Annotated in this window: 24 protein-coding genes; 18 read left to right on the top strand and 6 right to left on the bottom strand. The window is 62.9% G+C overall.

Going from position 1 to position 24,294, the window contains the following annotated elements; translation table 11 throughout:
• Window positions 1-48: 48 nt before the first annotated feature.
• The 11 genes from J2W46_RS17610 (at window position 49) to J2W46_RS17660 (ending at window position 12,203) form a co-directional block, all read left to right on the top strand.
• Window positions 49-819, top strand: a complete 771-nt coding sequence (locus tag J2W46_RS17610) for a ferredoxin--NADP reductase (RefSeq protein ID WP_020067214.1) — start codon at window positions 49-51, stop codon at window positions 817-819.
• 417 nt (window positions 820-1,236) lie between these two features.
• Window positions 1,237-2,097 (top strand): sensor histidine kinase, encoded by an 861-nt coding sequence (locus tag J2W46_RS17615; RefSeq protein WP_310355309.1) that lies wholly within the window; start codon window positions 1,237-1,239, stop codon window positions 2,095-2,097.
• A 10-nt stretch (window positions 2,098-2,107) separates the two neighbouring features.
• The gene (gene rqpR, locus J2W46_RS17620; protein ID WP_088176113.1) at window positions 2,108-2,764 is read left to right on the top strand and encodes a response regulator transcription factor RqpR; all 657 of its coding nucleotides are present in this window, start codon (window positions 2,108-2,110) and stop codon (window positions 2,762-2,764) included.
• A 195-nt stretch (window positions 2,765-2,959) separates the two neighbouring features.
• Window positions 2,960-4,351, top strand: coding sequence for an amino acid permease (locus J2W46_RS17625; RefSeq protein ID WP_310355310.1), 1,392 nt, complete (start codon window positions 2,960-2,962; stop codon window positions 4,349-4,351).
• Between the two features lie 168 nt (window positions 4,352-4,519).
• Complete coding sequence (locus tag J2W46_RS17630; RefSeq protein WP_310355311.1) at window positions 4,520-5,062, top strand: (2Fe-2S)-binding protein; 543 nt, start codon at window positions 4,520-4,522, stop codon at window positions 5,060-5,062.
• A 10-nt stretch (window positions 5,063-5,072) separates the two neighbouring features.
• Window positions 5,073-7,460: a xanthine dehydrogenase family protein molybdopterin-binding subunit gene (locus J2W46_RS17635; RefSeq protein WP_310355312.1), complete on the top strand. Its 2,388-nt coding sequence runs from the start codon at window positions 5,073-5,075 to the stop codon at window positions 7,458-7,460.
• A 22-nt stretch (window positions 7,461-7,482) separates the two neighbouring features.
• Entirely contained in the window at window positions 7,483-8,280 is a 798-nt protein-coding gene (locus tag J2W46_RS17640; protein ID WP_027776779.1) for an FAD binding domain-containing protein, read from the top strand.
• A gap of 173 nt (window positions 8,281-8,453) precedes the next feature.
• A complete protein-coding gene (locus tag J2W46_RS17645) occupies window positions 8,454-9,341 on the top strand; it encodes an AAA family ATPase (protein WP_310355313.1) in 888 nt (295 codons plus the stop codon).
• A 5-nt stretch (window positions 9,342-9,346) separates the two neighbouring features.
• Window positions 9,347-10,609, top strand: a complete 1,263-nt coding sequence (locus tag J2W46_RS17650; protein WP_310355314.1) for a vWA domain-containing protein — start codon at window positions 9,347-9,349, stop codon at window positions 10,607-10,609.
• A complete protein-coding gene (locus tag J2W46_RS17655; RefSeq protein ID WP_087751722.1) occupies window positions 10,600-11,208 on the top strand; it encodes a CoxG family protein in 609 nt (202 codons plus the stop codon). The genes J2W46_RS17650 and J2W46_RS17655 overlap by 10 nt, the downstream gene beginning before the upstream one ends.
• The gene (locus tag J2W46_RS17660) at window positions 11,181-12,203 is read left to right on the top strand and encodes an XdhC family protein (RefSeq protein WP_088176109.1); all 1,023 of its coding nucleotides are present in this window, start codon (window positions 11,181-11,183) and stop codon (window positions 12,201-12,203) included. Before J2W46_RS17655 ends, J2W46_RS17660 begins: the two co-directional genes overlap by 28 nt.
• Before the next feature lie 53 nt (window positions 12,204-12,256).
• Here J2W46_RS17660 and J2W46_RS17665 read toward each other — a convergent pair whose 3' ends face one another.
• The 3 genes from J2W46_RS17665 to J2W46_RS17675 all read right to left on the bottom strand — a co-directional run bounded on the left by J2W46_RS17665 (window position 12,257) and on the right by J2W46_RS17675 (window position 14,583).
• Window positions 12,257-12,997, bottom strand: a complete 741-nt coding sequence (locus tag J2W46_RS17665) for a PepSY-associated TM helix domain-containing protein (protein ID WP_020067226.1) — start codon at window positions 12,995-12,997, stop codon at window positions 12,257-12,259.
• A 249-nt stretch (window positions 12,998-13,246) separates the two neighbouring features.
• Window positions 13,247-14,272 carry a serine/threonine protein kinase gene (locus tag J2W46_RS17670; RefSeq protein ID WP_310355315.1) on the bottom strand — a complete coding sequence of 342 codons (1,026 nt, stop codon included), beginning with the start codon at window positions 14,270-14,272 and terminating at the stop codon, window positions 13,247-13,249.
• A gap of 98 nt (window positions 14,273-14,370) precedes the next feature.
• Entirely contained in the window at window positions 14,371-14,583 is a 213-nt protein-coding gene (locus tag J2W46_RS17675; protein ID WP_006050502.1) for a hypothetical protein, read from the bottom strand.
• A 445-nt stretch (window positions 14,584-15,028) separates the two neighbouring features.
• Between J2W46_RS17675 and J2W46_RS17680 the strand changes: the two genes are divergently transcribed.
• Complete coding sequence (locus J2W46_RS17680; RefSeq protein WP_310355316.1) at window positions 15,029-16,234, top strand: MFS transporter; 1,206 nt, start codon at window positions 15,029-15,031, stop codon at window positions 16,232-16,234.
• A 308-nt stretch (window positions 16,235-16,542) separates the two neighbouring features.
• The gene (locus tag J2W46_RS17685; protein WP_020067230.1) at window positions 16,543-16,728 is read left to right on the top strand and encodes a hypothetical protein; all 186 of its coding nucleotides are present in this window, start codon (window positions 16,543-16,545) and stop codon (window positions 16,726-16,728) included.
• Between the two features lie 61 nt (window positions 16,729-16,789).
• Here the strand turns inward: J2W46_RS17685 and mgrA are convergent, their stop codons facing one another.
• Window positions 16,790-17,833 carry an L-glyceraldehyde 3-phosphate reductase gene (gene mgrA, locus J2W46_RS17690; protein ID WP_020067231.1) on the bottom strand — a complete coding sequence of 348 codons (1,044 nt, stop codon included), beginning with the start codon at window positions 17,831-17,833 and terminating at the stop codon, window positions 16,790-16,792.
• Between the two features lie 212 nt (window positions 17,834-18,045).
• Between mgrA and J2W46_RS17695 the strand changes: the two genes are divergently transcribed.
• On the top strand, window positions 18,046-18,252 hold the full coding sequence (locus tag J2W46_RS17695) for a DUF3185 family protein (protein ID WP_027776789.1): 207 nt from the start codon (window positions 18,046-18,048) through the stop codon (window positions 18,250-18,252).
• A gap of 68 nt (window positions 18,253-18,320) precedes the next feature.
• Here the strand turns inward: J2W46_RS17695 and J2W46_RS17700 are convergent, their stop codons facing one another.
• A complete protein-coding gene (locus J2W46_RS17700; RefSeq protein ID WP_310355317.1) occupies window positions 18,321-19,082 on the bottom strand; it encodes a phytanoyl-CoA dioxygenase family protein in 762 nt (253 codons plus the stop codon).
• Between the two features lie 480 nt (window positions 19,083-19,562).
• Here J2W46_RS17700 and J2W46_RS17705 point away from each other — a divergent pair, with 480 nt between their 5' ends.
• Window positions 19,563-19,934, top strand: a complete 372-nt coding sequence (locus J2W46_RS17705) for a hypothetical protein (RefSeq protein WP_087752294.1) — start codon at window positions 19,563-19,565, stop codon at window positions 19,932-19,934.
• Window positions 19,935-20,134: 200 nt separating this feature from the next.
• Here J2W46_RS17705 and metK read toward each other — a convergent pair whose 3' ends face one another.
• Window positions 20,135-21,325 (bottom strand): methionine adenosyltransferase, encoded by a 1,191-nt coding sequence (gene metK, locus J2W46_RS17710; protein ID WP_020067236.1) that lies wholly within the window; start codon window positions 21,323-21,325, stop codon window positions 20,135-20,137.
• Between the two features lie 273 nt (window positions 21,326-21,598).
• Between metK and J2W46_RS17715 the strand changes: the two genes are divergently transcribed.
• From J2W46_RS17715 to J2W46_RS17725, 3 genes are all read left to right on the top strand, one after another.
• The gene (locus tag J2W46_RS17715; protein WP_020067237.1) at window positions 21,599-22,483 is read left to right on the top strand and encodes a lipid A biosynthesis lauroyl acyltransferase; all 885 of its coding nucleotides are present in this window, start codon (window positions 21,599-21,601) and stop codon (window positions 22,481-22,483) included.
• A gap of 77 nt (window positions 22,484-22,560) precedes the next feature.
• Window positions 22,561-23,424, top strand: a complete 864-nt coding sequence (dapF, locus tag J2W46_RS17720; RefSeq protein ID WP_310355318.1) for a diaminopimelate epimerase — start codon at window positions 22,561-22,563, stop codon at window positions 23,422-23,424.
• A gap of 94 nt (window positions 23,425-23,518) precedes the next feature.
• Window positions 23,519-24,256 carry a DUF484 family protein gene (locus tag J2W46_RS17725; RefSeq protein ID WP_310355319.1) on the top strand — a complete coding sequence of 246 codons (738 nt, stop codon included), beginning with the start codon at window positions 23,519-23,521 and terminating at the stop codon, window positions 24,254-24,256.
• Window positions 24,257-24,294 lie beyond the last annotated feature (38 nt).

Genomic DNA, 24,294 nt, shown 5'->3' on the forward strand with positions numbered 1-24,294 from the left:
CCGGCTTGAACGACTGGCCGCCTTTGTTTTCGCACTATCCAAGAAGCCATGAGCAACCTCAATTCACAAACCGTCCTGAGCGTCCATCACTGGACCGATACGCTTTTCAGCTTCACCTGCACGCGCGATCCGTCGTTCCGTTTCGAAAACGGCCAGTTCACGATGGTGGGCCTGGAAGTCGATGGCAAGCCGCTGATCCGCGCCTACAGCCTCGCAAGTGCGAACTACGAAGAACATCTCGAATTCCTGAGCATCAAGGTGCAGGACGGCCCGCTCACGTCGCGTTTGCAGCATTTGAAGGTGGGCGACCAGGTGCTGATCGGCAAAAAGCCGGTCGGTACGCTGATGGCCGACAACCTGCTGCCGGGCAAGACGCTGTGGCTGTTGTCCACGGGCACGGGCCTCGCGCCGTTCATGTCGATCATTAAAGATCCGGACATTTACGACCGTTACGAGCGCGTGGTTCTCACGCACACCTGCCGTTTCGTCGACGAGCTGGCGTACAAGGAATACATCACCGACCACCTGCCGGCGCACGAGCACCTCGGCGAACTGGTGCAGGAAAAGCTGCTGTATTACCCCACCGTCACGCGTGAGCCGTTCCAGAACCGTGGCCGCATTACCGAACTGATCGAAACCGAAAAGCTGTTCGCCGACCTCGGCGTGCCCGGCTTCTCGCTCGAAGACGACCGTGTGATGCTCTGCGGCAGCCCGCACATGCTGCGCGACACGCGCAAACTGCTTGACGACCTGGGCTTCCAGGAAGGCAGCAACAACGCGCCGGGCCACTACGTGGTTGAAAAAGCGTTTGTCGGTTAAGACGACTGTCGCGGCCGCGCCGCAACTCGCGTAAAAGGAGCCTTCTGGCTCCTTTTTTTTCGTGGTTACAATTAGGCGTCACACAGTTGACGTTTAATGTCGGAATTCTTCCTACAAAAGCGCTCGTGACCGGGGTCCGTCATTGCTGTCAATATTCGCGCTAACCCTTGGTGCGCCTGTATTTTTCGCCTTTTTAAGATATGATCGCGGCGCACCGGCGGTGGATTTTGTTGAGGCTCATGGTGCGCCCCGCTTGTTACTGAATGTAAATTTCGTTACGTTTGCGGTAGTGAATTTGCCTCGCGCTTTTTTCGATACGGGCCGTCCGGGGTGTACTGAGACCTTATGCATTCTTTCGTTTTTGCGGCGCCGATGCGCCACTCTGTCGTTGTCCGCGCCGCTTGCTGAGAGAAAGTCATGGATACGTCGACTGTCGTCCGATTAACCGCCCATTCGCCAACGCCGTTGCTGCGCGGCGGTTTCGACGCGAGCGGTGAAACCGCTGCGCCGGCTGAGCGCGAATTGGCCCGGCTGCGCGCGAGGGTGCGTGAACTTTCCACGGAACTCGTCAGGGCTCAGGAAGCGGCTTGCCGCCACGTTGCGCGCGAACTGCACGACGGCGTGGGCGCCGAGTTGACCGCCACGCGCTTCGCGCTCGCCGGCGTGGAAACATGGTTGCCCGCCGACGCTCCCGCACAATGCTCGGCCGCGCTCGCCGTCGCGAACCGTTCGCTCGACGCCGTCTGCACTGCAACGCGTCAGGCCGTGGCGGAACTGCACGCACCGGCGTTGGAAGCGGGCATCGTCGGCGCGCTTTCGCAATGGACCGGTGATTTCGCCGCACGCACGCAGTTGCGCACGAGTTTCGTCTGCGCGGCCGACGTCCGTCTCACGCGGCTACCCGGCGACGCCGCGCTAGCCGTGTTTCGCGTCGCGCAGGAAGCGCTCAACAACATCGCCAAACATGCACGCGCCCAATCCGCCGACGTACGCATCGAGACAAGCCGCCGCCATCTCACGCTGATAGTCAGCGACGACGGCATCGGCGTTTCGCGCAACGCCCAGCGGCGCAGTGGCCATTTCGGCCTGAGCGGAATGAAGGCGCGTTGCGCCGCATTCGACGGCACGCTGCGCGTGACTGCACGGCGCGACAAGAACGACGGTTCGCGCAGTAACAGCGGCGAAGGCTCGCGCGGCACGCTCGTGCGTGCGCGCTTCGCGTGGGACGCGATGCTCGCGGACGGGTACGCCGCCGGACTGCGCGCGGTGCAATCGTGAGCGAGCCGTCATGAGTCTGCGCATCCTGCTCGCCGACGATCACGCCGTGGTCCGCCAGGGCGTGCGTCAATTACTGCTCGACCGCGGCGTGGCGCGCGAGGTCACCGAGGCGCAGACCGGCGCCGAAGCGCTCGACGCCGTCGCGAGCCAGAGCTACGACGTGGTGTTGCTCGACATTTCGCTGCCGGACATGAACGGCGTCGAAGTACTCAAGCGCCTGAAGCGCAAGGCGCCGCGCGTGGCGGTGCTGATGTTCTCGATGTACCGCGAGGATCAATATGCGGTGCGCGCGCTGAAGGCTGGCGCCGCGGGCTATCTGTCGAAGACCGTCGACGCCGCGCAGATGATCGGCGCGATCCAGCAGGTCGCCGCGGGCCGCAAGTACGTGAGCCCGGCGATGGCGGAGGCGCTCGCCGATTACGTCTCGTTCGACGGCGAACAGCTGCCGCACGAAAAGCTCTCCGACCGCGAATACCAGACGCTGTGCATGCTCGCTTCGGGCAAACGGCTGACCGACATCGCCGAAGCACTGTCGCTGTCGGTGAAAACGGTGAGCGTGTACCGCACCCGTCTGCTCGAGAAGATGAAGCTGCGCAACAACGCGGAACTCACTTTCTACGTGATGAGCAACCGCCTCGTCGACCTGAATCCGGCGATGGCGGGCTGAACCGCGGCTTGTTCTCGCTCTTGCCGCTTCTTTATCGCTTTCGTCGCCCCCTTCCGACGTTGAGCAAATTATCCGGCGATCACGCCAGTCCAATAGCGCGTCCCAAAAAGGTGCATAGGGCGCGCATCCGCTAAAATTGCGGGTTTCCCCGACATTCGGCGCGCGACGCGCGTGCACTACTGGAGACCCCCGCCAATGTCCCTCTTCCGCAAAAAGAGCGTCGAGCACATGATCGCGACGAGCGCTCAGAATGCCGGCCTCAAAAAAGCGCTCGGCGCGCTCGATCTCACGTTTCTCGGCGTCGGCGCCATCATCGGCACCGGCATTTTTGTGCTCACGGGCACGGGCGCTGTGCAGGCCGGCCCTGCGCTGATGGTCTCGTTTCTGATCGCCGCCGTGGCCTGCGGCTTTGCCGCGCTGGCATATGCCGAGTTCGCGTCGACCATTCCGGTCGCGGGCTCTATCTACACCTATTCGTACGCGACGCTCGGCGAACTGGCCGCGTGGATCATCGGCTGGGATTTGATGCTCGAATATGGGCTCGCCACCTCGGCCGTGTCCGTTGGCTGGTCGGGGTACTTGCAATCGCTGCTGTCGGGCTTTGGCGTCTCGCTACCCGTCGCACTGACGGCGGCGCCCGGCGCGCTGCCTGGTCACGAAACGCTCTTCAATCTGCCCGCGTTCCTCGTGATGATGGCGATTACCGCCCTGTTGTCGGTAGGTGTGCGCGAATCCGCGCGGATCAACAACATCATGGTCGCGATCAAGGTGGTCGTGGTGCTGCTGGTGATCGCCGTGGGCGTATTTCACGTGACGCCGGCCAACTGGCATCCGTTTATGCCAAACGGCTGGAACGGCGTGTTCGGCGCGGCGGCGGTGATGTTCTTCGCGTTCATCGGCTTCGACTCGGTGTCGTCCGCCGCAGAAGAGGTCAAAAACCCGAAGCGCGATCTGCCCATCGGCATCATTGCGTCGCTCGGCGTGTGCGCGGTGTTGTACGTGGCGGTCGCGGCGGTCGTGACCGGCATCGTGCCGTCGGCGCAGTTCGCGAACATTTCGCACCCGGTGTCGTACGCTTTGCAGGTCGCCGGGCAAAAGTGGGTGGCGGGCTTTATCGACCTTGGCGCAGTGCTCGGCATGCTCACCGTGATTCTGGTGATGGCTTACGGCCAGACCCGCGTGATCTTCGCGATGTCGCGCGACGGCTTGCTGCCCGCGCGGCTCTCGCGCGTGCATCCGCGCTTTGCGACGCCGTTTTTTACTACATGGCTCGTCGGCGTTTTCTTCGGACTGATCGGGGCGCTCGTGCCGCTGAATGTGCTGGCCGAATTGATCAACATCGGCACGCTCGCCGCCTTCTCGATGGTGTCGATTGCGGTTCTCGTCTTGCGTAAGACGCACCCTGAATTGCCACGGGCGTTTCGCTGCCCGGGTGTGCCGGTGGTGCCGGTGCTCGCCGTCGCGTCGTGTGTGTTTTTGATGGCGAATCTGCAAGCCGTGACGTGGGTCGCCTTTGTGGTGTGGCTTCTGCTCGGAATGGTGATTTATTTCGGGTACTCGCGGCGTCGGTCGCATCTGGCCAGATAACGGGTGGTTGCTGAGGGCGGGCAAAAAACCCCTCATAGCGCGCCCGCCCGATTTGTGCTTTACTTTTCGGCAGACTCATAAAAACCGCAGCACCCTAATCGGGCCCATGAAGGCAGGCTGAAGGCAAAAACAAAACGGTCCGGTTTCACCCCATAAGGAGACGACTTCATGGCGATCAGCATCAGTCTGACGGTGAACGGCGCGCCCATCAGCGCTTCAGTCGAGCCCGGCACCCTGCTTGTGCAGTTCCTTCGCGATCAACTCCGGCTCACCGGCACGCACGTCGGCTGCGATACGGCCCAATGCGGCGCATGCACCGTCCACCTCGACGGCCGCGCAATCAAATCCTGCAATATCCTCGCGGCCCAGGCGGACGGCGCGCAGATCACCACCATTGAAGGCCTCGCCAAAGACGGCGCGCTGCATCCAATGCAAGCGGCCTTTAAACACTGTCACGGCCTGCAGTGCGGCTTCTGTACACCCGGCATGGTGATGAGCGCGATCTCGCTCGTGCAGCGTCAGCCAGACCTCACCGGCGAAGACGTCCGCACGCAACTCGACGGCAATCTCTGTCGTTGCACTGGCTACCACAACATCGTCAAGGCAGTGCTCGAGGGCGCCGAAGGGATGAAGTCCTCCGGCACAGCCAACGCCACCGCAAATGCCGATGCGCATGCATCGACAAACGCCAACGCAGCGGCCACCGCCTGAGGAGCCGACGATGAACGCACCCGAAACTCACAGCCTAATCGGCGCTTCCGTCGAACGTAAGGAAGACTACCGGTTCCTGACCGGCAACGGCCAGTACACCGACGACATCCTGCTACCGCAGCAAACCTACGCAGTGTTCCTGCGCTCGCCGCACGCGCACGCAAAGATCAACAGCATCGACACGACCGCGGCGAAACAGTCGCCGGGTGTGGTCGCGATCTTTACCGGCGCGGATATGGCTGCTGAAAACGTCGGCGGCCTGCCGTGCGGCTGGTTGATCCACAGCACCGACGGCAAGCCGATGAACGAGCCGCCGCATCCGATCATCGCGCATACGAAAGTGCGCCACGTCGGCGATCAGGTCGCACTCGTGATCGCCGATTCGATCAAGGCCGCGAAAGATGCCGCCGAGCTGATCGAAGTCGACTACGAAGTGCTGCCCGCTGTCGTCGATACCGCGCATGCAGCCGACGCAGGCCAGCCGGCCGTTCACGACGAAGTGCCGGACAACGTCTGCTACAACTGGGGCCACGGCGACAAAGCCGCGACCGACGCCGCCTTCGCCAAGGCCGCGCACGTCACGACGCTCGACATCGTGAACAATCGCCTCGTGCCGAACGCGATCGAGCCGCGCGCCGTGAATGCCAGCTATTCGTCGCAGGACGACAGCTACACGCTTTACGTCGCCAATCAAAATCCGCACGTCGAGCGTCTACTCATGGCCGCTTTCGTGTTGTCGTTGCCCGAGTCGAAATTGCGCGTGATCGCGCCGGACGTCGGCGGTGGCTTCGGTTCGAAAATTTTCCTGTATGCGGAAGACGTCGCGCTGACGTGGGCGTCGAAGAAAATTCGCCGCCCCGTGAAATGGACCGCCGAGCGCTCGGAAGCATTCCTGTCGGATGCGCATGGCCGCGACCACGTGACGAAAGCCGAGTTGGCAATGGATGCCGACGGCAAGTTTCTCGCCATGCGCATTCACACCATCGCGAACATGGGCGCGTATCTGTCCACGTTCGCTTCGAGTGTGCCGACCATCCTCTACGCGACGCTGCTCGCAGGCCAGTACGCGACGCCCGCGATCTACGCGGAAGTGAAAGCCGTTTTCACCAACACCGTTCCCGTCGATGCGTATCGCGGCGCGGGGCGTCCGGAAGCGACCTATGTGGTCGAGCGTCTGGTCGAGACCGCCGCGCGCGAGATGAAGCTCGATCCGGCTGAAATTCGCCGCCGCAATTTCATCCGCGAATTTCCTTATGCGACGCCGGTCGGCCTCACCTACGACACCGGCGACTACGAGACGATCCTCGCGCGCTCGCTCGAACTCGCCGATGTGAAAGGCTTCGAAGCGCGCAGGCAGGAATCCGAACGGAACGGCAAGCGGCGTGGCCTGGGTTACTCGTGCTACATCGAAGCATGCGGACTCGCACCGTCGAATATTGCCGGCGCGTTGGGCGCTCGCGCGGGCCTCTTCGAAGTCGGGCAGATTCGCGTGCATCCGACCGGTTCGGTCACCGTATTCACCGGCTCGCATAGTCACGGCCAAGGTCACGAAACGACCTTCGCGCAAGTGGTCGCGGACCGGCTCGGTCTTCCGCTCGAAAGCGTCGAGATCGTGCACGGCGACACCGGCCGCATTCCGTTCGGCATGGGCACGTATGGCTCACGCTCGATCGCGGTGGGCGGCTCGGCGATCATGAAGGCGCTCGACAAGATCGAAACCAAGGCGAAGAAAATCGCCGCGCATCTGCTCGAAGCCGCGGCGGAAGACATCGAATTCAAAGACGGCGTGTTCCGGGTCGCGGGCACGGATCGCACCAAGGCCTTCGCCGAAATTTCGCTCGCTGCTTACGTGCCGCACAACTATCCGCTCGACGTGCTCGAACCCGGCCTCGAAGAAAGCGCGTTCTACGACCCGAGCAACTTCACGTATCCATCGGGCGCGTACATCTGCGAAGTGGAAGTCGATCCGGATACCGGCGTGTGCCGGATCCAGCAGTTCACCGCGGTGGACGATTTCGGCAACGTGATCAATCCGATGATCGTCGAAGGCCAGGTTCATGGCGGACTCGGTCAAGGCATCGGGCAAGCCATGCTCGAACGCTGCGTGTACGACAACGAGAGCGGTCAACTGCTGTCGGGCTCGTACATGGACTACGCAATGCCGCATGCGTCCGACCTTCCCGACTTCACCGTGGAAACCGCGAAGGGCACGCCGTGCACACACAATCCGCTCGGCGTCAAAGGCTGTGGCGAAGCGGGCGCGATCGGTTCGCCGCCGGCGGTGATCAACGCGATCATCGACGCGCTCGCGCCCTTGGGCGTGACCGATCTGCAAATGCCGGCAACGCCACATCGCGTATGGTCGGCGATTCACGCCGCCAAGCAGGCAGCCCATTGAGACCCTGAGCGGAGCATTCGACATGTATTCATTCGAGTATCAACGCGCGACGGATCCGCAAGCGGCCGCCGCAGCCATTTCTGCCGACAGCGACGCCAAGTTTCTCGCCGGCGGTCAGAGCCTGTTGCCCACCATGCGGTTGCGTCTCGCGCAGCCCTCGCAACTGATCGACGTGACGCGCATTCCGGCGCTCAAGTCGATCGCCGTCGACGCAAATCTGGTCACGATCGGCGCGGCCGTCTGCCATGCCGATGTAGCCGATCACGCCGAGTTGCGGCGCGTGTCGCCGGCGCTCGCGGATCTCGCCGCGCACATCGGCGACCGCCAGGTGCGCGCGCTCGGCACGCTGGGGGGCTCGCTTGCCAACAACGATCCCGCCGCGTGCTATCCAGCTGCTGCAATGGGATTGGACGCAACCATCGTCACGCAGCGTCGGCGCATTGCATCGAGCGACTTTTTCGTCGGCATGTACGAGACGGCACTGGAACCGGACGAGTTGATCGTCTCCGTTGAATTCCCGGTTCCCGAGCGCGCCGCCTACGAGAAATTCCGCAATCCGGCGTCGCATTTCGCGCTCGTCGGCGTGTTCGTCGCGAAGTTCGCTAGCGGCGTGCGTGTTGCGGTGACGGGCGCGGCGGCGTCGGTCTTTCGTGTGCCCGAACTGGAAAGCGCGTTGTCGGCGAACTTTACGCCGGAGTCGGCGCGAGCGGTCAGTGTGCCGTCGGCGAATCTGAACGACGACATGCACGCGAGCGCCGAGTATCGCGCGCATCTGATCCCCGTTCTGGCGGCGCGAGCGGTAGCGAAGGCAAACGCTTAGTCTCGCTTGCTATTGGCTGCTGACGTGTCGAGCGTGTAGCTCGCGCACGTCAGTCGCTCGCACACGTCAGTCGCTCGCATTCGCCAGCGCATGCTGTATCGCGCAACGAACGCGCTTCACGTTTCATTGATGCTGCATTTGACGAGCAGACAGCGCGCAGATTCAGGAACGCCATGCACCCCGTTTCAATCGACGACACCCTCGCGCAACTCGCCGCTCAGAACTACTTCGCGAGCCGCGAGCTTGCGACGGCGTTGTTTCTCGCGCTGCGTATGGACCGGCCGTTGTTCGTCGAAGGCGAGCCGGGCGTCGGCAAGACGGAACTTGCGAAGGCCGCCGCCGGCATGCTCGATACGTCGATGCTGCGGCTGCAATGTTATGAAGGACTCGACACGGCCAGCGCGCTATACGAATGGGACTATCCGCGTCAGATCATGGCGTTGCGTCTTGCGGAAGCGGCCGGTCAACGGCCCGATAACGACACCCTGTATCGCGGCGAATTCCTGCTCAAGCGTCCGTTGTTGCAAGCGCTGATGCCCGACGAAAATCATCCGGGCGCGCGGCGCGTGCTGCTGATCGACGAAATCGACCGCGCAGACGAGCCGTTCGAAGCGTTCCTGCTCGAACTGCTCTCCGACTTCCAGGTGTCGATTCCCGAGTACGGCACCGTGCGCGCAACGCAACCGCCGCTCGTCGTGATGACGTCGAACCGCACGCGCGAAGTGCACGACGCGTTGAAGCGCCGTTGCCTCTATCAGTGGATCGGTTATCCGGAGCGGGATCGCGAGCTTGAAATTGTCGCGGCGCGTGCGCCGAAGACATCGGCGGAGTTGCAGCGGCGCGCGGTCGATTTCGTGCACCGTCTGCGCGGCATGGACCTGTTCAAGGCGCCGGGCATCGCCGAAACAATCGACTGGTGCCGCGCGCTCGAAGCACTGTCGGTCACGGAACTCGATCCACAATCGGTGCAGAACACGCTCGGCGTACTGCTCAAGTATCAGGACGATCTGGCGCGTGTCGACGCGGGTCAGATCGCGCAGTGTCTCGCCGCGCCGGGATAGCGGGCATGACGACGCCACCCTCCGCAGACGAGACAGCGCCGCTTCCTGCCGGGACGCCAACGCTTGCTCGCAACGTGGTGCATTTTGTGCGCGTGCTGCGCGGCGCGGGCCTGCCGATGTCGCCCGCACACGCCGTCGATGCGCTCGCCGCGCTGCACTGGATCGACTTGAGCCGCCGCGACGACGTGCGCGCAGCGCTAGCCGCGTCGCTCGTCTCCGCGCCCGACGAGCGCGAGCTTTTCAATGCCGCATTCGATCTGTTCTGGCGGGATCCGGATTGGGAAGGGAAGCTGCGTGCGCTGCTTCTGCCGAAGGTCCGCGACGGCCTTCCGCCGCCAAGACGCAATAACCGTCTCGCCGACGCGCTGGCGGTCCGCGCGCCGCCCTCGCCGCACACGCACAGCCCGCAGGAAACCGAGCGACAGGAATTGCGCGCGCACGTCACCTTCAGCGCGGAAGAGCGGCTGCGTCATCGCGATTTCGACACCCTCTCCGCCGATGAATGGCGCACGCTGCGCCACCTGATCCGCGCTCAGCGTCTGCCGCTTGCGAAGGAGCCGACACGCCGCCTCAAGGCCGCGTCGCATGGTACGCATGCGGACCTGCGCGCGAGTGCGCGGCAGGCGGTGCGCGCGGGCGGCGACTGGACCGTGTGGAAATATCGCGCGGTGGTCGAGCGCAAGCCGCCGCTGGTTCTGATGCTCGACATATCCGGTTCGATGAGCAGTTATTCGCGCGCGGTGCTGTATTTCTGCCACGCGCTCGTGCAGTCGCGTGAACGCCTGCAGGTTTTTCTGTTCGGCACACGCCTTACCAACGCGACCCGCGCATTGCGCGAGCGCGATCCGGATGTGGCGATTGCCGCGCTCACCGAACAGGTCGTCGACTGGTCGGGCGGCACGAGAATCGGTGCGGCGCTCGCTGAATTCAACCGGCGCTGGGCGCGGCGCGTGCTGACTGGTCGCGCAACGGTGCTGCTCGTGACCGACGGCCTCGATCACGAAGCGATCGACGTCCTCCAGATGGAAATGGCCCGTCTGCGCCGCTTCGCGCACCGTATCGTATGGCTTAATCCGCTGCTGCGTTTCAGCGGCTTTTCTCCGAAGGCGCGCGGCGTGCAGGCGATCCTGCCCTACGTCGACGCGCATCGTCCGGTTCATAATCTAGACAGCCTGGCCGCACTCGGCCGCGACCTCGCGCAACTCACGCGCGCGCCGCGTCGGGAAGTTGCTGCCACGTCAACCGCAGGAGCAAGTCCATGGAACTGACCGAAACTCATACGCTGCCGGTTTCGCAGCAGCGTACGTGGGATGCGCTGAACGACACCGAGGTTTTGCGCGCCTGCATTCCGGGCTGCGAAAGCATCGACCCGGACGGCGAGAATGCGTACCTGGTGGCGTTGAGCGCCGCGGTCGGCCCGGTCAAGGCGCGCTTCAAAGGCCGCATGCAACTGACCGATATCGACGCGCCCAACGCGTACAACATCGTGTTCGAAGGCCAGGGCGGCGCCGCTGGCTTCGCGAAGGGCAACGCGCGAGTCACGCTCGAAGCCGACGGCGAAGCAGCAACAAAGCTCAGCTATACCGCGAACGCGCAGGTCGGCGGGAAGCTCGCGCAGATCGGCTCGCGGCTCGTCGATGGCGCGGCGCGCAAGATCGCCGGCGAGTTTTTCAAGCGCTTCGGCGCACGATTCGATGGCGAAGGCGCCGGTGCCGTCAGCGATGAAAACCCTGAAGATGCCGGCGGCGCTGCAGCCGCCGACGCGGAGGGGCACAATACGGCATCGACCGAGGCCGCGGACGGCGAGTCCGGCGGCGATGCAACGAAGAGGAAGAAATCATGGACAGCGTGGATCTCGAAGTCCTGAAATCCAGTGCACGTTGGCTGGAAGAGGGACATCGCGCGCTACTGGTGACGGTGGTGAAAACGTGGGGCTCGTCGCCGCGCCCCGAGGGCGCGATGCTCGCGGTGCGCGACGACGGACTCGTAGTCGGCTCGGTGTCGGGCGGCTGCATCGAAGACGACCTGATCGATCGCGTGCGGCAGCGGGGCATCGAGCAGGCGCATCCCGAGGCCGTGAAATACGGCATCTCGGCAGAAGAGGCGCATCGCTTCGGACTGCCTTGTGGCGGCACGATCCAACTGGTGCTCGAACCGTTGACGCCGCAAAGCGGTATTGCCGAACTCTGCAATGCCGTGGAAGAAGGCCGCCTCGTAGCGCGCGAACTGGACATGAACTCGGGTGAGGCGCGGCTCGGCAAAGCGCTCGCAACAGACGGCGTACTTTTCGACGGCGAGCGTCTATTGACGATCCACGGTCCGCGTTACCGCATGCTCGTGATCGGCGCGGGACAGTTGTCGCGCTATCTGTGCAATATTGCCGTGGGTCTCGACTATCAGGTGACGGTCTGCGACCCGCGCGAGGAGTACACCGAAGAGTGGAACATCCCCGGCACGAAGATCGTGCGGACCATGCCGGATGACACCGTGCTCGACATGAAGCTCGATGAGCGCTGCGCGGTCATTGCGCTCACACACGACCCGAAGCTCGACGATCTCGCACTGATGGAAGCGCTCAAGACGCCGGCGTTCTACGTCGGCGCGCTGGGATCGAGGCGCAATAATCAGGCGCGTCGCGAGCGGCTCAAAGAGTTCGACCTGAGCGACACTGAACTGGCGCGATTGCATGGGCCGGTCGGCATTTATATCGGCAGCCGCACGCCGCCTGAAATTGCAGTGTCGATTCTCGCCGAAGTGACGGCGGCGAAAAACGGCGTTTCGTTGCCGACGCTGCTTCAGGTCGAGGGTGCGAAGGCAGCGCGCGAGATTGCGGCGTCCGGCGGGGAAGCCTGCAGCGCGTAGTCGTCTGAACACCCCGGGCGTTCAGCCACATGGCTGGCGCGACGCCCGGCGGCTTACATCATTCCGCAAACCACGGCGGCAATCACCGATCCGCCGATCAGCACCACACCGACCACGCGGCGCTTGTTCAGTTCGGTCCACAACAGCACGCCGGTCAGCGAAAGCAGGATCAGCGAGCCGGCAATCGTATCGACCAGCAGCATCCATCCGATGCTCAAACCCACGCCCTTGTGCAGATTGGTCATCGTCGCGAGGAAGGAATTCTGCGTGCGTTTGACCGCGACGAAGCCGTTGCCCACCCAGTACTCGGCTTGAACGTTCTGCGTGGGCGCGGCGAACGCAATCTGCCAGAACTCGGGCTGAATCGTGCTGCGATCGCCCCAAGCCACGGGATGCGCCGGCTCGCGCTTCATCCTGCCAGGCTTACCGTCGATCTTCAGTTCGCCCTTGAGCCACTTCGCCATGTCCATCGGCGAATGAAACGGCTTTTCGGGCACGGCCATTTGCAATTCTTCGACCTGCGGTTGTCCGGTCGATACCTTCATCGGCCCCGCGCGATGGTTCAGCAGGAAGCCGGTTGCGCCGAACAGGAGTCCGAGCACCGCGCCCCACAAGCCAACCCAGCCATGCACTTTGCGCAGCCACTTGATGAAGTTCGCGCGCCGCGAACGCTGACGCCGCGCAGCCTGCTCGGCGTCGTCCATCAGATGATGGCCCGGCCGCTGTTCATGGGCGACATATCGCGAAGCGCCATTGGCAGCAGGTTTCATATCGATCGAATCAGGCGCGTTCACATCATGCTCCAGGCACGGCAGGTTAAGCCGCCGACCGCGCGCAGACAGGAGCGCGCTCAGAGACGGGCGGCGACGGAATTTCTGAAGGAGAGAGCGGACAGCTCCGGCTTGCGGTCCAGAGCCGTCCTGTTGAGAGGCTGGCTGGCAGTCACAGAGGAGGAGAAATGTGACAGGAAGCTGGCGATGCCCTTCAATTGAGAATGGCTATCATTACACAACTGGCGCTTTTGCTCAATCGCGGCAAAAAGCTCACACCGGCCACAAAGGCCCTTCCTGCATCGCGCCGAGTTGCTCGCGCATTTCGAGGATGCGATCTTCCCAATAACGTTGCGTGTTGAACCACGGAAACGCTGCCGGAAACGCCGGATCGTCCCAACGGCGCGCGAGCCACGCCTGGTAATGAATCAGCCGTAACGTGCGCAGCGCTTCGACCAGATGCAGTTCGCGCGGCTCGAAGTCGCAGAAGTCTTCGTAACCGGAGAGCAGATCCGCCAGCGCGCGCGATGCCTCCGCGCGTTCGCCGGGCAGCAGCAGCCACAGGTCCTGCACGGCCGGGCCCATGCGGCTGTCGTCGAAGTCGACGAAATGCGGGCCCGCGTCGGTCCACAACACGTTGCTAGGATGACAATCGCCGTGCATGCGGAGCATGCGGATCTCACCGGCCCGCTCGAATGCACGCTCCACGCCTTCCAGCGCCAGATTGACGACAGTTTCCCAGGCAGCGCGCACGTCGTCGGGTATGAAGCGGTGCGCGAGCAGGAAATCGCGCGGTTCATAGCCGAACGTTTGACTGTCGAGCGTGGGACGCTCCGCGTAGTCTTGCGTCTGCCCAACCGCGTGAATGCGGCCGATGAAACGCCCAAGCCATTCAAGCGTATCTCGCCGGTCGAGATCGGGCGCGCGTCCGCCGCGGCGCTCGAAGATCGAGAAACGGAAACCATCGAAGGTATGCAGCGTGCGGCCCTCGTACGCACGCGCCGGCACAGCGGGAATCTCCCGCGCGGCCAGTTCGGCAACGAACGCGTGTTCTTCGAGAATGGCGGCGTCGCTCCAGCGCTCAGGACGATAGAACTTCGCAACGACGGGCGGGCCGTCTTCGACGCCCACCTGATACACGCGGTTCTCGTAGCTGTTGAGCGGCAACATACGGCCGTCGGTACGTACGCCGACTGTGGCGAGCACGCTGTCGAGCGCGTCGAGCACGATTTCCGGCTGGAGCCGGGCGAAAGGCACGGCGCGGTCTGCGCCGTCCGGTGTATCGAGAATGTCGTTCATGCCCGCATTGTGCGCCGCGCCGCCGTCAAACACGAGTGCGAGTGAACAAGGGGCACGCGTCTGCCGTCACGCGACAGACGCGCCAAACGGTGATCGCTTCAATGCATCTGCGCGCTTGACGGACGCACGAGTTCTCCGGTGTCGATAAGGTCTTCGAGGAAAAAGGGTTCAGTGTTCAGTTGCGGCGAAGCGCCGGGCTCGCCGGCATACCACGCCACCATGGCCATGTCGCCGAGAATGCGCATGACGATTCCGCGCGCGCCCTGCGGCACGGCGATATGCACTGATCGGACAATGGAACCGATTTGCATGATGTTTCCCCGTTCTCCCATAGCCGGCTTTATAAGTTCGCGCCGGTCAAGGTGATGATAAAAGCGCCGCTTCGCCGGTAACGTTGCGTACGCACCCAAACAGCTGCGCGTGAATACGCGTGAGAGCTTCGAGTCATTGTTCCCGTTTTGCGGGGCCTTGGAAAGCGGGAACTGAGGGCGCTTCACCCGTCGTTTCGCTTGATTCGTCGAGACGCGCGGCATCGCGACGAGACCATCATAAACCCTCGTGGGCTGAGATATCAAAAACGTGCGGCGTCTGCGCGACGCGTGCGTTGCGGCGCACGCAGGCGCCATTTTCAGCGTATCCTTAACTGTTTTGCACGAGCGTCGTCTCGCGCGTGACGGCCGCCATCGCGCCGCGCCTGATACATCGCTGCCGGTTGTTCATCTGCTTCGTTCCGCCTTCTGCTCTTTGCTCTCTGCCGTGCCCAACACCTCCGACACGCCCTATCTCGAACGCGGCACCCGCGCTTACTGGCGCGCCAGCATCGCGTTGCTGTTCGCGGGCTACGCGACGTTTTCGTTGCTCTATTGCGTGCAGCCGCTGCTGCCGTCGTTTTCGGCGGCATTCAACGTGACACCCGCGCAAAGCAGTCTCACCGTCTCGTTGAGTACGGCAGCGCTAGCAGTCGCCATCTTTATGGCCGGCTTCGTCTCTGAAGGCTGGAGTCGTCACAAGCTGATGACGATGTCGCTCACCGTCTCCGCACTCCTGACCATCGGAGTGTCCATCGCCCCGCAATGGCACCAGTTGCTCGTGCTGCGCGCGCTCGAAGGTCTCGCGCTCGGCGGTGTGCCGGCCGTCGCGATGGCTTATCTCGCGGAAGAAGTGCGCCCCGACGGCCTCGGTCTTGCAATGGGTCTCTACGTCGGCGGCACCGCAATCGGCGGCATGGCGGGGCGCGTGATTACGGGCATCGTCGCCGATCTGTTTTCATGGCGCGTTGCAATCGGCACGATTGGCGTGCTCGGCATTCTGTCGATGCTCGCGTTTCGTTCGCTGCTGCCGCCGTCGCGCCATTTCGTGCCGCGGCGCGGGCTGGGCTTCACGCATCATCGCAGCGCACTCGTCAGGCAATTCAGGCGGCCGGGTCTGCCCTTGTTGTTCCTGCTTGGCTTCGTGCTGATGGGCAGCTTCGTCACGCTGTACAACTACATCGGCTACCGGCTGCTCGCGCCGCCGTACCGGTTGAGTCAAACCGAGATCGGCGCGATCTTCGTGGTGTATCTGACGGGCGTGATCGCCTCACCGTGGTCGGGGCGCATGGCCGACACATTCGGCCGCGCTCGTGTGCTGACGGCAAGCCTGCTGTTGATGGCCCTGGGACTCGCACTCACCATGTTGAGTCCGCTTTCGGCGATTGTCGGCGGCATCGCATGCGTGACATTCGGCTTCTTCGCCGGACACGCCGTCGCGAGCGGCTGGGTCGGGCGACTCGCCAAAGAGGCGAAAGGCCAGGCGGCCGCGCTGTATCTGCTTGCGTACTACATCGGCTCGAGCCTGGTCGGCTCGTACGGCGGGCACATGTGGGCCGGTTATGGATGGAACGGCGTTGCTGGACTGGTCTTCGCACTGCTCGTGATCGGCGTGCTGGCGACGCTGAGGTTACGCCGGCTCGACCAGGCCTGAGCGTGACGGGCGAATGTGCGACTGTCTCCATCGCACAGCTCGCCCGGTGATTCACACCGCATTGGAAATCCATAAAAAGTAAGCAGCGCGTAAGCAAACGCTTCACACTTTCTGGCCGGGTTTGCTGCGTCGCGGCAACCGCGCGAAGCCTTGCGGCGACTGGCTTCTACGGATTGCGAATAAACCTTCTGGATGTACCGGACGCGCCTACGCCGCCTCCGCCGTCACCTATACTCAAATCGAGCGTTGCAGCGTGCGACTCTGAACGAGACCCGCTCACTACGCCGCCAATACAAAAGGAGACGAGTATGACGACCTATTTCACGATCGGCGATTTCATTCTGGTCATTCCGATGGCGCTCGCCGGGGCATTGTTCGTAGGCGCGCTTCCTTGCAAGACGGAATTGCGGCACAACGCGCTGCGCGTGCTGGGCGCCCTGCTCGGCGTAATGTTCGCAGTCGTGCTGGTCGAAGGCTTGCCCGCGCTCGTATAGCAAAAAGCCGCCTGATCGGCGGCTTTCGTTTTTCATTTGCGCGGCGGCAGCGCCGCCGGAATCAGACCGCCTGATCCGTCGACGGCTTTTCCCACAAGTTGACGCCACCCTCCGTCGCGTAGCGGTCGATCTCCGCGAGTTCCTCTTTCGAGAACGCGAGGTTCTTCAGCGCGCCGACGTTCTCGCGCACCTGTTCCGCGCGGCTCGCGCCGATCAGCACCGAGGTCACGCGCGGATCGCGCAACGCCCACGCAAGCGCCATTTGCGCGAGGCTTTGTCCGCGACGCTGAGCGATATCGTTCAGCTTGCGTACATGCTCGATGTTCTGCGCGCTCAAATGCTCCTCTTTCAGCGAACCGCCGCCCGGCTTGTTCACGCGCGCGTCTTGCGGCACGCCATTCAGGTACTTACCGGTGAGCAGACCCTGTGCGAGCGGTGTGAACGCAATGGTGCCCGCGCCGACCTGTTCGAGCGTGTCGAGCAGATCCTGTTCGATCCAGCGATTGAGCATGTTGTACGCGGGCTGATGAATCAGCAACGGCACTTTGTATTCGGCGAGCAGCTTCGCCATTTCGAGCGTCTTGCTCGCCGAGTACGACGAAATGCCGATGTAGAGCGCCTTGCCCTGCTGCACGGCGCTCGCCAGTGCGCCGGCGGTTTCTTCGAGCGGCGTGTGCGCGTCAAAGCGATGCGAATAGAAAATGTCGACGTAGTCGAGGCCCATGCGCTTCAGGCTTTGATCGAGGCTCGCAAGCACATATTTGCGCGAACCGCCGCCTTGTCCATACGGACCGGGCCACATGTCCCAACCGGCCTTCGACGAAATCAGCAGCTCGTCGCGATACGGTTTGAAGTCGTCCTTGAAGTGGCGGCCGAAATTCGTTTCGGCGCTGCCATACGGTGGCCCGTAGTTGTTCGCGAGATCGAAGTGCGTGATGCCAACGTCAAACGCGGCACGCAGAATTTCGCGTTGCGTCGAGAGCGGCGTCGTATCGCCGAAGTTGTGCCACAAGCCGAGCGACAGTGCGGGAAGTTTGAGACCTGATTTGCCGCACACGCGGTATTGCATGTCCGAATAGCGTTCTGAAGCTGCTTCGTAAGCCATTGCTGGTGTCCTTGATGGTGATGTCGCCCGGGAATCTGCGGGCATGGGCAATCGCATGCTGCGGGAGGCGTGCTGCTGTGGGTTTGTTTTTATGTGCGGTCAGACCGCTATGGTAGCCAATCGACGGGATGCGTGCAGACGCCCAATATGCAGGATGGACGACTGCTTGCACGTCCCCTACACTTTCGCCGTTCGAGCTTGTGGAGCATTAAATGACGAAAGCGATTTCAATCGCGTTGATTGTCGGTGGCATTCTGTTGCTGTATTTCGGCGGGCAAGCGTTCAATTCGGTGAGCAGCGACGTGTCCCGCGTCTTTACAGGTTCACCGTCGAACAAGGCCATCATGCTGATCGTAGGCGGCGTGGTGGCAACGCTCGCGGGAATAACGGGCATCGCCCTGTCCGGCCGCAAGCGCTAGGCGCGAAGCGGCGCAGACCTGGCAGGCGACAAAAAGACGGCAAAAAGGCGCTGAAAAGCGCCGAAAAGTCAGAACGCGATTTCAGGCTTCGCCGCCGACCGGGTGCCCGGCAACGGCACATTGCTCGCGCCGTGGTACGTGTACACGAGCGAGAACTTCACCTCATCGCTGATGTTCTTGCCCGCCGAATGCAGCGTATTGCAATGAAAGAACACCACGTCTCCGGCTTTCAGTTCCGGCGACACGGCGGTGCGAATCCACGCCTGGTTTTCCTCGAGATCGGAGCGGAAGAACTTCGCGTCGTCGAAGCGTTCACCCGTGAATGCAGCGGTGTGCGATCCAGGCACCAACCATAGCGCGCCGTTGTCGACGTTCTCATTGCCCAGCGCGAGCCATACCGAAACCAGGTCGTCGCGCTCGAACGACCAGTAGCGCACATCGCGATGCCAGCCGGTCAAACTGCCGTACGCCGGATGCTTCGTCATCATGCAATTGTGATGGGCGCGCGACAGGCGCGGCTCCTCACCGAAATACAGTTCCATCCAGCCGCGAATTTCCGGCGCAGTCGCCCATTCGGCGAAACTGCGATCGCGGGCATACGCGTCGAGCAATCGCCGCACGGTCTTGCCGCCGGGCGCATGCCGGGAAGACGGCGCTCCGGGGTACTGCAAATCCGCTTCGAACTCGACCGGCGCCGCGGCTTCGTTCAACTGACGTTGCGCGACCCGCTTCATCTCCTCGCATCGCTCGACCGGCACGAGGCCAGGCACGACGACGAAGCCCTGCTCCCGCAATGCTTGAATCTGCTCTTTCTTCGAATGAAATGACATGGTGTTCCGTGACCGTCGACAAACCGATGTTCGATTGTAAAACGGGCGCGATCATATCGCCCGGTGTTTGACGTCGCACGTTGCGATGAACTTGATGCAACTTGGCCATTTGCGCACTGTTTGCATGCGGCTCGCGATGGCGCCGCACATTTCCCGGGCAGCCGCGCACGCTAATCGTCCGCGAAGGGTGGGAGCAATGTCCGTCTCAAAGCTTCATGCACCCTCGTGAAAACCCGTATCCGCAGGGTAAAAACCGACTTTCAGACGTCACGAATCACGTGTAGCCTGCTCGCATGTTGATCGCTATTCCCGCCTGTTTGCGCGCTGCACCGGCCATCAAGGCCCGCCCGGCTGTCCGCCGCGCAGTTTTCCATCGAATCCCGGGCTCCCGCGCAGTCGATCGCGATGCCGCCATTGGCATGCTTGGTGCTGCTATTGGCGCACATCTGACCGCGCGACACGTTGCCTACCTGTGAAGCCATGCATACTCTTCTGAGCACCCGTTTTACCCGAGCCGCACTCAAAGCGGCCCGCCCCGCGCGCCGCCACGTAGTGCGCGCTCTGCGTCACCACGCCACGCGCACGCGCGCTTTAGGCGAACAATGGCGCGATGCCCGAGCGGTCGACGGCATTCGCACCTGGTTCAATACGTTCTTCTCGGCGCTGCGCACGCGCGGCGGTTCGCGCCGCTTCTCACTTCGCACGCTCCTGCGCAAACCGACACCGCTGCGTCTGAGCTCGACGCAGCGCGCGCCCGTCGCCGTGCCGGCGCAAAGCGCGAGCCGCCGTCCCCGCCGGATGTCGACGAACGGCAGCACGGGCTGGTTTGCGTTCGCGTTTGCGAGCCGCTAAAGCGCCGCTGAACAGCACGCGTCGATAGCCCGCAATGAGGCGGCTGCGGACGGTTTAGAGCACACCAGCGCTCAAGCCACGCGCGATGCCGACGCATCGCCCTTTGTCCGCGCCGAACCGCCGAACAATCGACGGCCAATAAAAAACCCCGCGCGGCGCAAGCCGGCGGGGTTTTTTACGCTGAATGCGTGCAGCTAGCGTTAATCGGCCAGCGCAGCGACCGGTTCGGTACCGGCAGCTTCCGCGAGTGCCAGAGCCTTGTCGGTGGCTTCCCACGTGAATTCCGGCTCTTCGCGGCCGAAGTGACCATAAGCCGCGCTCTTCTCGTAGATCGGGCGCAGCAGGTCGAGCATCTGGATGATGCCCTTCGGACGCAGATCGAAATGCTCCTGCACGAGGCGCGTGATTGTCGAATCCGAAACGCGGCCCGTGCCGAACGTGTTGACCATGACCGAAGTCGGCTGCGCGACGCCAATCGCGTACGACACCTGAATCAGGCAGCGCGATGCGAGGCCGGCGGCCACGATGTTCTTCGCGACATAACGGCCCGCATAAGCAGCCGAACGGTCGACCTTCGACGGATCCTTGCCCGAGAACGCGCCGCCGCCGTGGGGCGCCGCGCCGCCGTACGTGTCGACGATGATCTTGCGCCCCGTCAAACCGCAGTCACCTTGCGGACCGCCGATCACGAAACGGCCGGTCGGGTTCACGAGGAACTTGATGTCGCCCTTGATGAGCTCAGCCGGCAGCGTCGGCTTGATGACTTCTTCGATCACGGCTTCGCGCAGCGTATCGAGGTCGATGTCCGGCGAATGCTGCGTGGACAGCACCACGGTGTCGATGGAGTGCGGCTTGCCGTCGACATAGCGCACGGTGACTTGCGACTTGGCGTCGGGACGCAGCCAGGGCAGACGGCCGTCACGGCGCAGATTCGCCTGGCGCTCGACCAGACGATGCGACAGGTGGATCGGCAACGGCATCAATTCAGGCGTTTCTTCGCACGCGTAACCGAACATCAGGCCCTGGTCGCCCGCGCCCTGATCGAGGTTGTTGTCGTGCGCACGGTCCACGCCCTGCGCGATGTCCGGCGACTGCTTGTCGTACGCGACGAGCACCGCGCAACCGCGGTAGTCGATACCGTAGTCGGTGTTGTCGTAGCCGATGCGCTTGATCGTGTTGCGCGCGATCTGGATGTAGTCGACGTTGGCGGTCGTGGTGATTTCGCCAGCGAGCACCACGAGACCCGTGTTGCACAGCGTTTCCGCGGCAACGCGCGAGTATTTGTCCTGCGTCAGGATGGCGTCGAGAATCGCGTCGGAAATCTGGTCCGCGACTTTGTCGGGATGGCCTTCGGAAACGGATTCGGAGGTGAAGAAATAGTCGTTTGCCACGTTGCAGACTCCTGTTTTGTGGTTACGGTTGAGTTTCACGTAGCCAGCTTCGGGAGTCTGAAGCGGCGACGCTTTAGCGGATTACCTTACCGGCAGGCGCATATCACGTGGATCGCACCGCCCGGCTTCGCCCCGCAAGTTGTCTATTAACTCGGCGAAGCCCTTATTATAGCGACTTCCATTGATTGTCACAGAGTGCCCACGAGTGCGGTATTACGTCCACCTCTCCGCTTTCCTGAACCCCGCCCCGCAAAGCGCCTCCACGGAGGCCACATGCTGAGCCGCCTCGGAGCCCGGCTCGCGATCGGCCTGCTCAAACTTTTCGCGCTGCTGCCGTATGGTCTCATCGCCCGTCTCGGCGACGGACTCGGCTGGCTGCTGTATCAGATTCCCAGCCGGCGCAAGCGCATCGTCCATATCAACCTGAACCTGTGCTTCCCCCAATGGAGCGACGAGCGGCGTGAAGAAGTCGCGCAGAAGCATTTCCGTCACGCGATCCGCAGTTACCTCGAACGCAGCGTGCAGTGGTTCGGCTCCGCCAGGAAACTCGAAAAGCTCATTCAGCTCGACAGCGCGATCGATTTGACCGATCCGAATCTGCCGCCCACGCTTTTTCTCGGCTTTCACTTCGTCGGCATCGAGGCGGGCTCGATCTTTCTCAATTACTCGCTCAAGCGCCGTTGCGGCTCGCTTTATCAGCCGATGTCGAATCCGGAACTGGAAGAAGTCGCCAAGGCGGCCCGCGCGCGTTTCGGCGCGGACATGGCAAGCCGCGCCGACAGCGCGCGCATCGTGCTGCGCTGGTTGCGGGAACGCAAGCCGGTCATGCTCGGCGCCGACATGGACTACGGCGCGCGCAATTCGACGTTCGTGCCGTTTTTCGGCGTGCCGACCTGCACGCTTACCGCCGTCGGGCGTCTTTCGAAAGTCGGTCATGCGCAAGTGGTGCCTTTCATCGGCGAAGTGCTGCCTAACTACAAGGGATATCGCCTGAAGGTGTTCAAGCCGTGGGACAACTATCCGACCGGCGACGACGAAGCGGATGCGCGACGCATGAACGCTTTCCTCGAAGAACAGATTCCGTTGATGCCCGAGCAGTACTACTGGGTCCACAAGCGTTTCAAGACGCGGCCGCCCGGCGTGCCGAGCGTGTATTGACGATGGCTGCCAGGCTGGCGCGTGGAAGCAACTCACCGACTTGGCTCACTTCTGGGCGCGTCACTTACAATAGCGTGATGAAACTGAAATTCACCAAAATGCACGGCGCGGGCAACGACTTCGTCGTGCTCGACGGCTACACCCAACCGGTCAACCTGACGCCGGCGCAGGTGCGCGCGCTTGCGGACCGGCATTTTGGCGTGGGCGCCGACCAGCTTCTGCTGGTCGAGAAGCCAACGGTAGAAGGCGTCGATTTCAGATATCGCATTTTCAATTGCGACGGCGGCGAGGTCGAACATTGCGGCAACGGCGCCCGTTGCTTCGTGAAGTTCGTCCGCGACAGCGGCCTCACCGATCAGCGCAGCGTGCGCGTGCAGGTGCAGAACGGCACGATCACGCTGACCATGCAGGAAAACGGCGAAGTGCTGGTCGATATGGGCGCGCCGGTGTTCGACCCGGAACGTGTGCCTTTCGCTACCAAAGGTCTCGAAGGGCGCCGGGAAGGCGCGGACACGCTATGGCCGCTCGACGTCAACGGCACCACGCGCTGGATCTCGGTCGTGTCGATGGGCAATCCGCACGCGGTGCAAGTTGTCGACGACGTGGAGCAGTTCCCTGTGCTCGTCGAAGGTCCGGTGATCGAGCGGCACGCGCGCTTTCCGCAGCGGGTCAACGCGGGCTTCATGCAGATCGTCGGTCGCAACGAAATCAAACTGCGCGTGTATGAGCGCGGTGCCGGTGAAACGCTGGCATGCGGCACGGGCGCCTGCGCGGCAGTCGCAGCCGGCATTCGCCGCGGACTGCTCGACGCGCCGGTGCTCGTCCATACGCATGGCGGCAAGCTCACCATCTCATGGGACAGCAAGCAGCAAAACGAGCCTTTGCTGATGGCGGGCCCCGCCACAACCGTTTTTCAGGGCGAGATCGAACTGGCCGATTGAACGCCTCCAGTTCCATCGCGCATGACTGGTGCACAAACTCTTTTGACCGACGCGTCGCATGAAGGCGTCGTCCCGTAGTCCTACAGCCGAAACCATGAACGATCGCGAAGTCGCCGAATATCTGCTTGCCAACCCCGAATTCTTCGCCGAACACGCGGAAATCCTCGCGACCATTCGCCTCGCGAACCCGCACGGCAAAGCCGCGGTGTCGCTGCAGGAGCGGCAAATGGAAATGTTGCGCGACAAGAACAAACATCTCGAACGCCGGCTTGCCGAACTGCTGCGCTACGGCCACGAAAACGACAGCATCGCCTCGCGCTTCAACCGCTGGACGATCCGCGTCATGTCCGAGCGCGACTCGTACGCCCTGCCGCGCACGATCGCCAACGGCTTGCGCGACATCTTCGACGTGCCGCAGGCCGCGCTGCGCGTTTGGGACGTCGCCGAACCGTACGCCCAAGCGGACTTTGCGCGCCACGTCGGCGAGGAAGTACGCATTTTTGCGAACAGCCTGACCGCACCCTATTGCGGCGCGAACACGGGTTTCGAAGCGGCGCAATGGCTGGTGCCCGCGACCGGCGCACCGTGCGCACAGGCCGCGGCCGACGAAAACACGTCGGGCGGCGCCGCGCCCGAGTCGGCGCATGCGACGGAGTCGATTGCACTTCTCGCGCTGCGCGATCCGGAGGGCAAAGAAGAAGCGTCGGCTTTCGGCCTGCTGGTAATGGGCTCGGCGGATGCGCGACGGTTCCACGAAGGCATGGCGACCGACTTCCTCACGCAGATCGGCGGGCTCGCGAGCGCGGCGCTCAGCCGTCTGCTGCCGCGCTGATTCAGCGAGCGCCACGCGTCAACCGCCGGTTAAAAAGC

Origin of the sequence: Paraburkholderia strydomiana, from assembly GCF_031456815.1 — a bacterium.
GTDB lineage: Bacteria > Pseudomonadota > Gammaproteobacteria > Burkholderiales > Burkholderiaceae > Paraburkholderia > Paraburkholderia caledonica.